The sequence below is a fragment of the Furfurilactobacillus curtus genome (assembly GCF_054657915.1).
The window spans coordinates 417,707-431,741 of record NZ_BAAHXU010000001.1 but is presented as its reverse complement, the minus strand read 5'-3'; the positions used below and the strand labels follow the sequence as shown (position 1 = coordinate 431,741).

Annotated in this window: 11 protein-coding genes; all 11 read left to right on the top strand. The window is 44.6% G+C overall.

Annotated elements, in window-relative coordinates:
• The first annotated feature begins 183 nt into the window (after positions 1-183).
• The 11 genes from ACYQ0Y_RS02260 to ACYQ0Y_RS02210 all read left to right on the top strand — a co-directional run bounded on the left by ACYQ0Y_RS02260 (position 184) and on the right by ACYQ0Y_RS02210 (position 13,942).
• Positions 184-960 carry a tRNA1(Val) (adenine(37)-N6)-methyltransferase gene (locus tag ACYQ0Y_RS02260; protein WP_407882404.1) on the top strand — a complete coding sequence of 259 codons (777 nt, stop codon included), beginning with the start codon at positions 184-186 and terminating at the stop codon, positions 958-960.
• A complete protein-coding gene (locus ACYQ0Y_RS02255; protein WP_407882403.1) occupies positions 953-1,225 on the top strand; it encodes a GIY-YIG nuclease family protein in 273 nt (90 codons plus the stop codon). The genes ACYQ0Y_RS02260 and ACYQ0Y_RS02255 overlap by 8 nt, the downstream gene beginning before the upstream one ends.
• A 185-nt stretch (positions 1,226-1,410) precedes the next feature.
• Positions 1,411-2,193 carry a 30S ribosomal protein S2 gene (rpsB, locus tag ACYQ0Y_RS02250; protein WP_407882402.1) on the top strand — a complete coding sequence of 261 codons (783 nt, stop codon included), beginning with the start codon at positions 1,411-1,413 and terminating at the stop codon, positions 2,191-2,193.
• A gap of 103 nt (positions 2,194-2,296) precedes the next feature.
• On the top strand, positions 2,297-3,172 hold the full coding sequence (gene tsf / locus ACYQ0Y_RS02245; protein WP_407882401.1) for a translation elongation factor Ts: 876 nt from the start codon (positions 2,297-2,299) through the stop codon (positions 3,170-3,172).
• Positions 3,173-3,250: 78 nt separating this feature from the next.
• The gene (gene pyrH / locus ACYQ0Y_RS02240) at positions 3,251-3,973 is read left to right on the top strand and encodes a UMP kinase (RefSeq protein ID WP_407882400.1); all 723 of its coding nucleotides are present in this window, start codon (positions 3,251-3,253) and stop codon (positions 3,971-3,973) included.
• Between the two features lies 1 nt (position 3,974).
• Positions 3,975-4,538: a ribosome recycling factor gene (gene frr / locus ACYQ0Y_RS02235; RefSeq protein ID WP_407882399.1), complete on the top strand. Its 564-nt coding sequence runs from the start codon at positions 3,975-3,977 to the stop codon at positions 4,536-4,538.
• A gap of 327 nt (positions 4,539-4,865) precedes the next feature.
• Positions 4,866-5,621, top strand: coding sequence for an undecaprenyl pyrophosphate synthase (uppS, locus tag ACYQ0Y_RS02230; protein ID WP_407882577.1), 756 nt, complete (start codon positions 4,866-4,868; stop codon positions 5,619-5,621).
• 71 nt (positions 5,622-5,692) lie between these two features.
• Positions 5,693-6,478, top strand: a complete 786-nt coding sequence (locus tag ACYQ0Y_RS02225) for a phosphatidate cytidylyltransferase (RefSeq protein WP_407882398.1) — start codon at positions 5,693-5,695, stop codon at positions 6,476-6,478.
• A gap of 33 nt (positions 6,479-6,511) precedes the next feature.
• The gene (gene rseP, locus ACYQ0Y_RS02220; RefSeq protein WP_407882397.1) at positions 6,512-7,774 is read left to right on the top strand and encodes an RIP metalloprotease RseP; all 1,263 of its coding nucleotides are present in this window, start codon (positions 6,512-6,514) and stop codon (positions 7,772-7,774) included.
• 64 nt (positions 7,775-7,838) lie between these two features.
• Positions 7,839-9,548 carry a proline--tRNA ligase gene (locus ACYQ0Y_RS02215; protein ID WP_407882396.1) on the top strand — a complete coding sequence of 570 codons (1,710 nt, stop codon included), beginning with the start codon at positions 7,839-7,841 and terminating at the stop codon, positions 9,546-9,548.
• A 74-nt stretch (positions 9,549-9,622) separates the two neighbouring features.
• Positions 9,623-13,942 carry a PolC-type DNA polymerase III gene (locus ACYQ0Y_RS02210; protein WP_407882395.1) on the top strand — a complete coding sequence of 1,440 codons (4,320 nt, stop codon included), beginning with the start codon at positions 9,623-9,625 and terminating at the stop codon, positions 13,940-13,942.
• Positions 13,943-14,035: the final 93 nt, after the last annotated feature.

Sequence of the window (14,035 nt, the reverse complement as noted above, 5' to 3'; positions counted from 1 at the left end):
ATATACACGATCGTGGGTCTCATTTGCGCCATCGTTGTTGCTGGAGCCTAATAGGCTTGCTTTTTTAACAATAGACCGTAATAATCTGATAGAAGTATGAACATTTGCGCGTTTAAATGCAAGTTAGATTAACGACCATATAATCATTACAGCAAGTTTTCTAAAAAGGAGTTCAGAAGTTAAATGGAGCAGTCGGAGTTAAAAAGTGGCGAACGTATTGATCAACTCTACGGTGCGGATATTTCGATTATTCAGAATTCAGCGGTGTTTTCGTTTTCATTAGATGCCGTTTTGCTAGCTGATTTTGCACAACCTGATCGAACACGCCGTGGTTTGACGGTGGATTTATGCGCTGGTAATGGAGCCGTCGGTTTGTTTTTCAGTCACAAGACGGCTGGGGCAATTCATCTGATTGAAATTCAACCTAAATTAGTAGATATGGCGCAGCGTTCGGTTGCCTTAAATCAGTTGACCGAGCAAGTTACGGTTCACCACCTAGATTTAGCGCAGGCAACAAACGTTATTAAACCAGATTCTGCCAGTGTTGTGACGTGTAATCCACCGTATTTTCCGAACCAGCCATTGTCCCAGAAAAATCCTAATCCGCATTTAGCCATTGCCCGGCATGAAATCGCTACGACTTTGGCTCAAGTCGTTGAAACCACTGCCAGTTTGCTTAAAATGTCGGGCCATGCCTACTTTGTGTTTCGACCAGATCGTTTTTTAGAAATGATGACCACTTTAACTACTCATCGGTTAATGCCCAAGCGAGTGCAATTTGTGTACCCCAAACCTAATCGTCCAGCGAATATGTTCTTAGTGGATGCGATTAAAGATGGCCGGTCAGGCGGCTTGACGATTTTACCGCCATTAACAGTGGCAGATGATGCTGGAACGTATATTGGGCACGTCGCCCAATTGTTGTATGGTCCAGAGGGACGGCGACCACAGCATGGCTAAGCCTTACTATTTTTATGTCATTTTATGTGCGGACCAGTCGCTATACGGCGGCTTTACAGACGATGTCGGTCGACGTTTTGCCACGCATCAAGCTGGACAAGGGGCAAAATATACTCGACCAAAATTTCGACATCCTTTGCGGTTATTGTACGCCGAGGCCTTTCCCGACAAATCGAGTGCTTTAAAGGCCGAATATGCGTTTAAGCATCAATCACGGGCCAAAAAAATTGCGTTTCTGCATGAGCATGGCATCAGTGTTGGTTAATATTTTTGGATTTAATGCAAACGTTCCCGGTAGTTTAGCTTGTCAGCGCGGCGGTTGTTTGCTATACTGATTGACGGTTTAAAGCCAATTCACACTCAACGTGATGACTGCTTCGTTGCTTAGGGATAAGTGAGGTGGTCAAATGAGCGTTGGGGAGGACAAAACATTTTTGGAGGATTTAACACATGGCTGTTATTTCAATGAAACAATTGCTTGAAGCTGGTGTGCACTTTGGTCACCAGACCCGTCGCTGGAACCCTAAGATGAAGCCGTACATCTTCACGGAACGTAACGGAATCTATATCATCGATTTACAAAAAACGGTGAAGATGGCTGACGTTGCTTATAATTTCGTGAAGGATGAAGCTGCAAAGGGTGGCAACATTTTATTTGTTGGAACCAAGAAGCAAGCCCAAGACTCTATTGAAGAAGAAGCAACTCGTGCTGGTATGTACTACGTTAACCACCGTTGGCTTGGTGGGACGTTGACTAACTGGAACACGATTCAAACGCGGATCAAACGTTTGAAAGATTTAAAGAAAATGGCCGAAGACGGTACCTTTGATCGTCTCCCTAAGAAGGAAGTTGCCCTTTTAACGAAGCAACGTGAAAAGCTTGAGAAATTCTTGGGTGGGATTGAAGATATGCCTGGCGTGCCTGATGTAATGTTCATCGTTGACCCACGTAAGGAACAAATTGCGGTCCAAGAAGCCCACAAGTTAAATATTCCAATCGTAGCTATGGTTGACACGAATACGGATCCAGATGATATCGACTACATTATCCCATCAAACGACGACGCAATTCGTGCGATTCGTTTGATTTCATCAAAGATGGCCGATGCTGTGATCGAGGGACGTCAAGGCGAAGACCAAGGCGCCGATGACCAACAAGCTGCTAAACGTGGTGATTCGATGGAAGACATCGTTGAAGCCGTTGAAGGCGACAATCAACAAGCAAACAACTAAGCGTAAACCTTAGGCTGTCTATCAGTTAAGACCGTTGTGGCCTGAGATTGATAGGCGGCTTTTTTCTAAAACTTATCAAACATAAATGAGGAGGCCATTTCACATGGCAGTTACAGCAGCTCAAGTTAAAGCATTACGCGAAAAGACCGGTGTCGGGATCATGGATGCGAAGAAGGCCTTAGTTGCCACAGATGGGGACGAAGCCAAAGCGCTCGACTTCCTTAGGGAAAAAGGGATTGCCAAGGCCGAAAAGAAGAGTGATCGGATTGCGGCTGAAGGTTTGGCCGAAGTTGCCGTCCATGGCAACAATGCGGCGATCGTTGAATTGAACTCGGAGACGGATTTCGTTGCCTCCAATGATACGTTTAAGGACTTATTGAAGACGGTTAGTGACCAGATTGCTCTGGAACAACCGGCTGATGTGGAGACCGCCTTGAAGTTAAAGGCTAGTGAAACAGAAAGCCTTAATGATGCCATCATTGCGGCAACACAAGTGACTGGCGAAAAGATTAGCCTTCGTCGCTTCGCAGTCGTTACCAAGACTGATGATCAAGTCTTTGGTTCATACCTACACATGGGTGGTTCGATTGCTTCTTTGGTTGTTTTGGAAGGCGGCGACGCTGAAACTGCTAAGGATGTTGCGATGCATGTGGCCGCAATTAACCCTGAATACGTTGATCGTACCGATGTTCCAGCCGACCGTTTGGCTCATGAAAAGGATGTCTTGTCTAAAGAAGACGACCTCGCAGGCAAACCAGACAACATTAAGCAGCGGATGGTTGATGGCCGATTAAACAAGTGGTTAGCCGAGATCTCATTGAACGACCAACCATTTGTTAAAGATGGTGATCAAACTGTTGATCAATATGTCTCATCTAAGAATGCCAAGGTTGTCTCATTCATTCGTTACCAAGTTGGCGAAGGAATGGAAAAGAAGAGTGATGACTTTGTTGATGAAGTTATGGGTCAAATCAAGTAATTGAACGGGGCGTACCTAGTGTGCGCCCTTTTTGTAAAGCAAGATTTGGTGATGTAAATCGAGGAGGATATTGGTCTAATGGCTGATGTGAAGTATAAACGAGTCATGCTCAAACTAAGCGGCGAGGCCTTGGCCGGCGAACAAGGTTTTGGCATTTACCCGCCTAAAATCAAGACGGTGGCTGAAGAATTACGTGAGGTATATGAATTAGGGGTACAAATCGCTGTTGTTGTGGGTGGCGGAAATATTTGGCGTGGCGAAGCAGGCTCTGAGATGGGCATGGAACGTGCCCAAGCAGATTACGTTGGCATGTTAGCCACGATCATGAACGCTTTGGCGCTACAAGATAGTCTGGAAGGACTTGGTGTGCCAACACGAGTGCAAACATCAATTGAAATGCGACAAATTGCTGAACCTTACATTCGACGAAAGGCAGTCCGCCACCTTGAAAAAGATCGTGTGGTTATTTTCGCCGGTGGAACGGGCTCACCATACTTCTCAACGGATACCACAGCTGCCTTACGTGCCGCAGAAATCAATGCGGATGCCATTTTAATGGCTAAGAATGGAACAGATGGCATTTATTCAGCTGATCCTAATGAGGATGAATCCGCCGTCAAATTTGAAACACTCAGCCATTTAGACATCATCAACAAGGGGTTACATGTCATGGATACCACAGCAACCTCGTTATCGATGGAAAATAATATTCCCTTAGTTGTCTTTAACTTTAACGAACCTGGCAATGTTTTGCGGGTTGTAAAAGGTGAAAACATCGGAACCACGGTTAAAGGAGATTAGTATGGCAGAAACAGAGCCAATTTTAAAAGATGCCCAAGCAAGAATGGGTAAAGCTGCAGAAGCATTTCAACGTGAGTTAGGCAATATTCGAGCCGGGCGAGCTAATGCCAGTCTCTTAGCTGACATTACCGCTGACTACTACGGGGCGCCAACCCCCATCAACCAAATGGCGTCAATTACCATTCCAGAGGCACGTGTGCTACTTGTCACGCCCTTTGACAAGAGCAGTTTAAACGCAATTGAACACGCAATTTTAACGTCGGATTTGGGGATCAACCCGGCCAACGATGGGACAGCGATTCGGTTGGTTATTCCACAGTTGACTGAAGAATCACGTAAGGATCTCGTTAAGCAAGTCCACGGCAAGGCGGAGGATGCCAAGGTAGCCGTTCGCAATGTGCGAAGAGACGCCATGGATTCGCTTAAAAAAGGTCACAAAAACGGGGACTTTACTGATGACCAGTTGCATGATTTAGAAGCGCGGACGCAGAAAATTACCGATGCGGCCATTAAGAATGTGGATCAAATTGCCAGCGATAAAGAAAAAGAATTGATGACTGTTTAACAACATGCGGTCATTTTAAAATGCGTTACGACCAACAAGTAATCTTGGTTAGTAACGCATTTTTTTATATCGCATGATTGCGGTAACCATTTGGCCTTACTTTATTGTTTTGCTAAGTGGGGGCTGTGTTATCGTTGAGGCATACTATGACAGACGCAGCTATTGACGAGTTATGGTCAGTTTCGTCACAGAGAACATCATCGGGAGCTATTAATTCCTTTAAGATGTCCAATGGGGCAGGTGTCAATGAACGATTTTTTTGGTAAACTTGATGAATGTAATCGAAAGGTGGAGGCCATTTTGTTTGGACGAAAAAAGACAGCTTCGATGCCTGATGAATTGAATCTTGATTTCGGTCGAATTCCAAATCATGTCGCGATCATCATGGATGGTAACGGGCGCTGGGCGCAGCAACGTCATTTGCCGCGTGCTGCAGGTCATAAGGCAGGAATGAACACAGTAAAAACAATTACTAAGGTTGCCAGTCATTTAGGCGTTAAGGTTCTGACTTTGTATGCTTTTTCAACGGAAAATTGGAAACGTTCTGATAGCGAAGTCAGTTATTTAATGCAGCTACCGGTTGATTTTTTTGATACGTTTGTCCCAGACTTGGTGAAGGAAAATGTCCGCGTTAACGTGATGGGCTATCTTGACCAATTGCCGGATAAAACACGACGAGCAGTTGATCAAGCGATGGCGGATACTGCAGAGTCGACAGGAATGGTCCTTAACTTTGCATTGAACTATGGTGGACAGGCTGAAATTGTCTCGGCGGTTCAAGCGATTGCCGCCCAGGTCAAGTCCAATCAATTGTCCCTTACAGATATTGATACAACTACTGTTGATGCCGCATTAATGACCGCTTCACTTGCGCCATACAACAATCCTGATTTGTTGATTCGCACGAGCGGTGAGGAGCGCATTTCAAATTTCTTGCTTTGGCAAATTGCTTATAGTGAGTTGGATTTCACAGAGCGGTTTTGGCCTGATTTCACAGAAGCAGATTTGAAATTGGCAATCAAACATTTTCAACAGCGAGATCGCCGTTTCGGTGGGCGCAAATCGACCAACGATGATGACTAAAAGGATAGTTGTTGGGTTAGATCTGATCCGCTTTTATTTAAAATTTTATTTCTGAAGGAGTTAGTGTTGGTATGCGTACACGAGTGATTACGGCTGTTGTGGCACTACTGATCTTTATTCCAGTGATTCTCTATGGTGGCTGGCTGATCGAATTAGCAGCTTTCGTATTGGGGACCGTAGCATTGGGAGAAATTTTGGTCATGAAAAAAAAGCTGGTTGTCTCGGCGGAGGCCGTGATCAGCTTTTTAGGGATGGCAGTTATTTTAGCCCCTGATCGTTGGTTGAACTTTTTGCCAAGTTTTATAAACCGTCAGTTTTTGTTCTACATTTTTGTCATGATGCTTTTACTGCACACGGTGTTTACCAGAAATCATTTTTCGTTTGATGATGCGGGCGTTTTGACATTGGCGATGTTGTATATTGGCAGTGGCTTCTTCTACTTTGTGCAGGCAAGGCAGGCAGGGCTCAGCACACTTTTCTACATTTTATTTGTGATTTGGACAACCGATTCAGGGGCTTACATGATTGGACGTAAATTGGGTCGCCACAAGTTAGCTCCCCAAATTTCACCTAATAAAACCTGGGAGGGCTCCATTGGTGGTACCATCGTTGCAGTCATCATTGGGACAATTTGGGTTTGGTTCTTCCCACAGACATACTCGTTACCTATGATGATTCTGTTAACTGTTTTGTTCAGTGTTTGTGGTCAAATGGGTGACCTAGTGGAATCGTCGTTGAAACGTTTTTATGGCGTTAAAGATTCTGGCAAGATCTTACCTGGTCATGGTGGCATTTTAGACCGATTCGACAGTCTCTTATTTGTGTTACCAGTGTTGCATTTTGTTGGCTTATTCTAATATTGACAGCGCTGTGAGAAAGGGGCATCGCCCGTGGTTAAAACAATTATTGCGTTTATCATTGTTTTTGGGATTTTAGTCGTCGTGCATGAATTTGGCCATTTTTATTTTGCGAAACGGTCTGGTATCTTGGTTAGAGAATTTTCTATTGGGATGGGGCCAAAACTATTTTGGACGCGACGTAATGGAACTCTGTATACGATTCGGCTACTACCTTTGGGTGGTTATGTGCGAATGGCAGGTGCTGCCGAAGATGAGGATGACGAGTTACAAGCGGGCACGCCAGTGAGTTTACTGGTTGGCAGCGATAATCTAGTTACACGCATTAATACTAGTGATCAAGGGACCTTGTTCAATGGCATTCCAGTGATTGTGACCAACGCAGACCTTGTTGATGACTTATTTATCGAAGGCTACGAAAATGGTGACGAGCGGGTTATTAAACGGTACCAAGTCGATCATGATGCAACGATTATTGAACATGACGGTACTGAGGTACTCATCGCACCAAGGGATGTTCAATTTCAATCTGCAACATTATGGCATCGAATTTTAACGAACTTCGCTGGTCCGTTGAATAACTTTATTTTGGCGTGGTTGGTCTTTGCCATTATGGGCTTTGCCATGGGTGGCGTCGCTAGTAATAGTAATCAGATCTCTGGTGTCATTGCGCACACGCCGGCTGCTAGAGCTGGTCTCCGCAATGGTGACCGAGTGCTTGCCGTTAATGGGAAATCGACCCAGACGTGGACAGCCGTCACAACAGCGATCACGGCTGATAAAAAAGGGGCCATTAATCTAACCGTTAACCATGCTGGTCGTCACAGGCAGCTTTCAATTCAACCGCAAGTCACGACGGTGAACGGCACGAAAACGCGCACAATTGGGATTAAGCGCGGTCTAGATACTAGCTTGTTCAGTAAACTGTTCGGTGGCTTTTGGTCAACGACAACGTTACTATTTGGTGCGTTAGGCCATTTGGTTATGCACTTCAGTCTCAACGATCTGGGTGGACCGGTTGCAATATACGCTAATACCGCCACAGCCACGCAGGCTGGGTGGAGTGGTATTCTGTATTGGTTGGGCTTTTTGTCATTAAACTTAGGCATTGTAAACTTACTGCCCATTCCGGCTTTGGATGGCGGTAAGTTACTGCTCAATCTGATCGAGGCGATTCGCCGCAAGCCGATTTCACAACGAACAGAAGGCATTGTGACGATCGTTGGATTCGGGCTAGTCATGTTTCTGATGATTTTGGTCACCTGGAATGACATTATGCGCTATTTTGTCCATTAAATTTACCAGAACTTTCCTAACAGCCAACTGACGGAAAGTTTCTATCACTAAGGAGAATTTGTTCATGAAGCAAAGCAAGATTTTAATTCCAACGCTTAAGGAAACACCGAGTGACGCTGAGGCTTTGAGCCATCAGATGATGTTACGGGCAGGCTATATTCGGCCAGTTGTTGCCGGCGTTTACGCTTATCTGCCATTGGCTTATCAAGTGTTACGCAATGTGGAACAGATTATCCGTGAGGAAATGACTAAGATTGATGCGGTAGAAATGCTGGCACCAGCCTTATTGCCAGCTGATTTATGGCGACAATCAGGTCGTTATGACACTTACGGTCAAACCATGTATCGTTTAAAGGATCGACACGATCGTGATTTGATCTTGGGGCCAACCCATGAGGAAACGTTTACGGACTTCATTGCCGCGACCGTTAATTCGTATAAGCGTCTGCCATTAGTGATGTATCAAATTCAACAAAAATACCGAGATGAAGATCGTCCCCGTTATGGGTTGTTACGGGGTCGAGAATTCATGATGCTTGATGTCTATTCATTTCATGCAGATAAGGCAAGCCTAGACCACGTTTTTGCACAAATGGAAACCGCCTACCGTCATGTCTTCGATCGCGTTGGCTTAGATTATCGAGAGATTTTAGCGGATTCAGGGGCAATGGGCGGTAAAGAATCACGAGAATTTAATGCGATTGCTACAGTCGGAGAAGACACGATTGCGTACTCTGATAGCAGCGATTACGCGGCTAACTTAGAAACAGCTACAAGCCTTTATATTCCTAAAAAATCGCATGAAGAATTACGTGATTTAGAAAAGGTGGCGACTCCTGGTGAGAAGACCATTGAGGAAGTGGCTGAGCGCTTTAACTTAGAACCAAGTAAGTTATTAAAGACGATGTTATACATGGCGGATGAACAACCCGTGATTGCTTTGATTCGCGGTGATCACGAAGTTAATGAGACTAAGTTAAAGAATGTCTTATCAGCCACTGAGTTAGTGATGGCGAGTGTTCAGCAGGCGGAAACATACTTGGGCGCCGACTTTGGCTCATTAGGACCGATCGGAATTGATCAATCGATTAAAGTTGTCGCTGATCAGGATGTAGCGGATTTAGTTAACATGCCAGTTGGGGCCAATGAAAATGGTTTTCACTACTTAAATGCCAATCTGAATCGTGACTTCACCGTCGATGAGTTTGCCGACATTCGCCTCGTTCAAGAAGGCGATGTTTCGCCGGATGGTGAAGGGGTCTTGAAGTTCAACCGTGGTATTGAAATTGGCCATATCTTTAAGCTGGGAACTCGTTATTCAAAAGCTTTAGGCGCACAAGTGCTCGATGAAAATGGACGGCAGACCGATGTGATCATGGGGTCCTATGGGATTGGGGTTAGCCGATTATTATCAGCAGTTGCTGAACAAACTGCTGATGAATCAGGCTTGGCATGGCCGAAAGCGATTGCACCGTTTGATATCCACATTATTCCAGTCAACATTAAGAATGATGATCAACGGCTGTTAGCTGATGAACTAGAAGACCAATTGACTGAAGCTGGTTACAAAGTGCTGGTTGATGATCGGACCGAGCGAGCGGGCGTCAAATTTGCTGATTCCGATTTAATCGGATTACCATTGCGAGTTACGGTTGGGAAAAAGGCCGTAGACGGCATTGTCGAAGTGAAATTGCGTAAAACGGGTGAAACCGTTGAAGTCAAAAAAGAAGAACTGACAGAAACATTGGGCATTTTATTCAAGGGGATTGCGTAGCCAAATGGCTAGGGCAATGCCCTTTGTCACGCTTAGAGTCACTGTGAATTATGAAGTAGGGAGGCCGCACATTCGTGGCGCTGAATCAACAAGAATTATTTAAAAAATTATTGGATCAGCTTAATCTAGCCGATCAGACAACGTTACCTGGACTCACTGATGGTGAAATCACACAATTAGTGGTTCACGAACAGCGCCATTTATGGAGCTTTGCCTTTCACTTTGCGCGAATTTTGCCGTTTGAAACGTTTATGACATTCACGCAAAAATTAAATCAGGCTTTTAACGAAATTGCCGCGGTTTCATTTGAAATTCAGACAAATTCGCAGGACATTGATATTGAAGCGGTTGATCGCTACTGGCAGTGGGCGGTTAGTCACAGTGGACTGAACGAATCGTTTGCGCACCAACTCAGTGAAGGGCCGCAGCCCACATTGGTTGACCAACAAATTAGGCTAATTGCACCGAATCAAGTTATCGCAGACTTTCTTAATGGAGCGACGTTATCGCAGTTAACGGAAACTTATTTACGACTGGGTTTTCCAAAAATGACGTTTGCAACAATCGTTGATGAAGCAGCTTCGGCACAGCAACTGGCTGATTTTCAGATTGAAAAGGCCAAACGAGACGAGGCTTTGGTTAGCCGAGCAACGGCTGCGATTGCGAAAAATAAAGCGAGTCATGGAACGCCAGCGGCTGTTTCAGGACCGGTTACGATGGGGCGAAAGATTAAAGCAGATGAAGCCATTACCCGGATGGATGAAATCACTGAAGAAGAGCGCAGTGTCGTTGTTGAAGGCTACGTGTTTGCCAAAGAGATTCGGGTTCTACGATCTGGCCGGCAACTGCTAACTTTAAAGATTACGGACTACACTTCTTCGTTTCTCGTTAAGAAGTTTTCGCGTAACGAAGATGATGAAGCCAATTTTGCGGCGATTCCGGAAAAAGCGTGGGTTAAAGTGCGTGGCTCAGTGCAAGAGGACAACTTCTCACGTGATTTAGCAATCATTGCCAATGATTTGCAGGTCGTCACGCATAGTGAGCCAGAAGACACTAATGAACCAGATGACAAACGCGTGGAGCTACATTTGCATACCCAGATGAGCACGATGGATGCAACCAATAACATTGCTGATTTCGTTAATCGAGCCGCAAAGTGGGGGCATAAGGCGATTGCAATCACAGATCACAGCGGGGTTCAAGGCTTTCCTGACGCTTTTCATGCCGCCGAAAAAGCTGGATTGAAGATGCTGTACGGTGTAGAGGTTAACTTAGTCGATGATGGTGAGCCAATTGGAATAAATGAGGCTCACGAAGTTTTAAAAGGTCATGAATATGTTGTGTTTGACGTGGAAACCACTGGGTTATCTGCGATTTACGACAAAGTCATTGAATTGTCTGCCGTTAAGATGAAAGATGGCAATGTGGTTGAACAATTTGAACAATTTATCAACCCCGGCTTTCATCTGTCGAATACGACAACAAATCTAACGAGTATCACCGATGACATGGTAGCCGGTTCAAAGTCTGAAGCTGAGGTTTTTTCCGATTTTCGCGATTGGTATGGCGATGCAATTTTAATTGGTCATAACGTTACCTTTGACGTTGGCTTCATGAACGCCGGCTATGTCCGGCACAAGATGCCGGAAATCACTAATCCGATCATTGATACGTTGACATTGGCCCGATTTTTATATCCCGATTTGAAAGGCTATCGATTAAACACGTTAGCAAAACGGTTTAATGTCGCGTTGGAGCATCATCATCGAGCAATTTACGATGCGGAGTCCACTGGGCATTTAGCAATGATCTTTCTCAAGGAAGCCGAAGATAATTACGGCATCACCTTTCATGATCAACTCAATGAGCACATGAGTGATCATGATGCGTACAAACACGCACGTCCATTTCATGCGACTGTTATTGCGAAAAACCAAGTAGGCTTAAAACATTTATTCGAACTTGTTTCATTATCGAATGTTAAATACTTTTATCGGGTACCGCGGGTGCCGAGAAGTGAATTAAATCGCCTTCGAGAGGGTTTAATAGTTGGTTCTGCCTGTTCAGCTGGCGAGGTTTTTGAAGCGGCCATGCAAAAAGGTAGAGATGAGGCGTTAAAACGAGCACAATATTATGATTACCTCGAGGTTCAACCAAAAGCCGTTTACAAGCCGCTGATTGAAGGGGAATTGATTCATGATAACGCTAAGTTAGAAGAAATCATTCGCACCTTGATTGATATCGCTGATGAACTGAACAAGCCAATTGCCGCCACAGGGGATGCACATTATTTAGATCCTCATGACGCGGTTTACCGCAAAATTTTAATCAGTTCTCAGGGCGGTGCTAATCCGTTGAATCGCCATTCGCTTCCCGACGTGCACTTCCGCTCAACTAATGAAATGTTGACTGAATTTGCTTTTCTCGGAGATGAGTTGGCGCATCGATTAGTCGTTGAGGCTCCTAACGAGATTGCCGATTCGGTCGAGAATGTGCATCCATTGAAGGATAAGCTGTACACGCCACGAATGGATGGGGCGGAAGATGAAATTCGATCCCGTACGATGGATACTGCTCATGAATTATACGGGAAGCCATTACCAGATTTAGTTCAAAAACGCGTGGATCGTGAATTGAAATCCATTATTGGAAATGGATTTTCTGTGATCTATCTAATCGCCCAACGTCTTGTGGCGAAGTCTAATAAGGATGGTTATTTAGTTGGTTCCCGTGGTTCAGTTGGTTCTTCTGTGGTGGCGACCTTTGCTGGAATTACTGAGGTGAACCCGCTGCCGCCACATTACTTGTGTCCTAATCCGGAGTGTAAGTACAGCGAATTCTTCACTCATGGTGAATATAGTTCTGGGTATGATTTACCGGATAAAGATTGCCCAAAATGTGGGACTGCACTAGGTAAAAACGGTCAGAATATTCCTTTTGAAACTTTCCTTGGTTTTAAAGGGAATAAAGTTCCGGATATTGATTTAAACTTCTCTGGTGACTATCAACCAATTGCCCATAATTACACGAAAGTTTTGTTTGGTGAGAAGAATGTTTATCGTGCGGGTACTATTGGGACAGTGGCAGATAAGACGGCGTTCGGTTATGTGAAGGCATATGAACGAGAACATGAAGTCAATTATCGGCAGGCTGAAATTGATCGGTTAGCCAATGGTGCTACCGGGGTTAAGCGAACGACCGGACAACATCCAGCGGGAATTATCGTAGTACCTGATTACATGGACATTTACGACTTTACTCCGATTCAATTTCCGGCCGATGACCAAAGTGCTGCATGGAAAACAACTCATTTTGACTTTCATTCAATTCATGACAATATCTTAAAAATTGATATTTTGGGGCATGATGATCCGACAATGATTCGGACGCTGCAAGACTTATCTGGTATCGATCCGAAGACGATTCCTACTGATGATCCTGGCGTGATGCAATTGTTTTCTGGTACCGAGGTTCTGGGTGTCAGTGAGGAACAAATTTTCAGTAAAACAGGTACGTTAGGAATTCCCGAGTTTGGGACACGATTTGTGCGGGGCATGTTAGAGGAAACGCATCCCCAAAACTATTCGCAGTTGTTACAAATTTCTGGGTTATCTCATGGTACCGATGTGTGGCTAGGTAACGCCGAAGAACTCATTAAAAATGGAACAGCAACGATCGCCAACGTGATTGGGTGTCGTGATAACATCATGACCGACTTGATCAACTATGGTATGGATTCTGAAATGGCTTTCCAAATTATGGAACATGTACGTAAAGGACGGGGCATTCCCGATGAATGGCAAGCAGCTATGCGGGAAGCAGAGGTGCCAGAGTGGTACATTGATTCATGTCTTAAAATCAAATACATGTTCCCGCGAGCTCATGCTTCTGCTTATATTTTGATGGCGTTGCGAGTGGCATACTTTAAAGTATATTTTCCAATATTGTATTATGCAGCTTACTTTTCGGTCCGGGCCGATGACTTTGACTTAGTGGCGATGTCACGGGGAAAAGACGCGGTTAAAACGGCCATGAAAGCGATTATGGATAAAGGAAATGATGCCTCGACGAAAGAAAAGAATTTGTTAACCGTACTCGAACTTGCCAATGAAATGTTGGAACGGGGCTTCACTTTTAAAATGGTTGATGTTGAACGGTCTGATGCCCAAAATTGGCTAATTGATGGTGATACTTTGATTGCACCATTTAATGCCATTCCAGGGTTGGGTGACAATGTTGCTAAACAAATTGTGGCCGCCCGCGAGGATAAACCATTTTTGTCCAAGGAAGATTTGAGTAAACGAGGGAAAGTTTCCGGTACGATTATTGATTATTTAACGGAAAATCATGTGTTAGATGATTTGCCAGATGAAAATCAGTTGAGTTTATTCTAAACGTTTGTTTTTGGGGTAATCGTTTGGCTTGATAACGAAAATAAACACGCGGAATGTGAGTTGGATGACTCATATTCCGCGTGTTGACGTTTG

What these genes read in the sequence shown, in the direction of transcription:
- ACYQ0Y_RS02255 (WP_407882403.1), top strand. Translation starts at nt 953, where the DNA reads ATGGCTAAGCCTTACTATTTTTATGTCATTTTATGTGCGGACCAGTCG.
- frr (WP_407882399.1), top strand. Translation starts at nt 3,975, where the DNA reads ATGGCAGAAACAGAGCCAATTTTAAAAGATGCCCAAGCAAGAATGGGT.
- tsf (WP_407882401.1), top strand. Translation starts at nt 2,297, where the DNA reads ATGGCAGTTACAGCAGCTCAAGTTAAAGCATTACGCGAAAAGACCGGT.
- uppS (WP_407882577.1), top strand. Translation starts at nt 4,866, where the DNA reads ATGCCTGATGAATTGAATCTTGATTTCGGTCGAATTCCAAATCATGTC.
- rpsB (WP_407882402.1), top strand. Translation starts at nt 1,411, where the DNA reads ATGGCTGTTATTTCAATGAAACAATTGCTTGAAGCTGGTGTGCACTTT.
- pyrH (WP_407882400.1), top strand. Translation starts at nt 3,251, where the DNA reads ATGGCTGATGTGAAGTATAAACGAGTCATGCTCAAACTAAGCGGCGAG.
- ACYQ0Y_RS02225 (WP_407882398.1), top strand. Translation starts at nt 5,693, where the DNA reads ATGCGTACACGAGTGATTACGGCTGTTGTGGCACTACTGATCTTTATT.
- ACYQ0Y_RS02260 (WP_407882404.1), top strand. Translation starts at nt 184, where the DNA reads ATGGAGCAGTCGGAGTTAAAAAGTGGCGAACGTATTGATCAACTCTAC.
- ACYQ0Y_RS02215 (WP_407882396.1), top strand. Translation starts at nt 7,839, where the DNA reads ATGAAGCAAAGCAAGATTTTAATTCCAACGCTTAAGGAAACACCGAGT.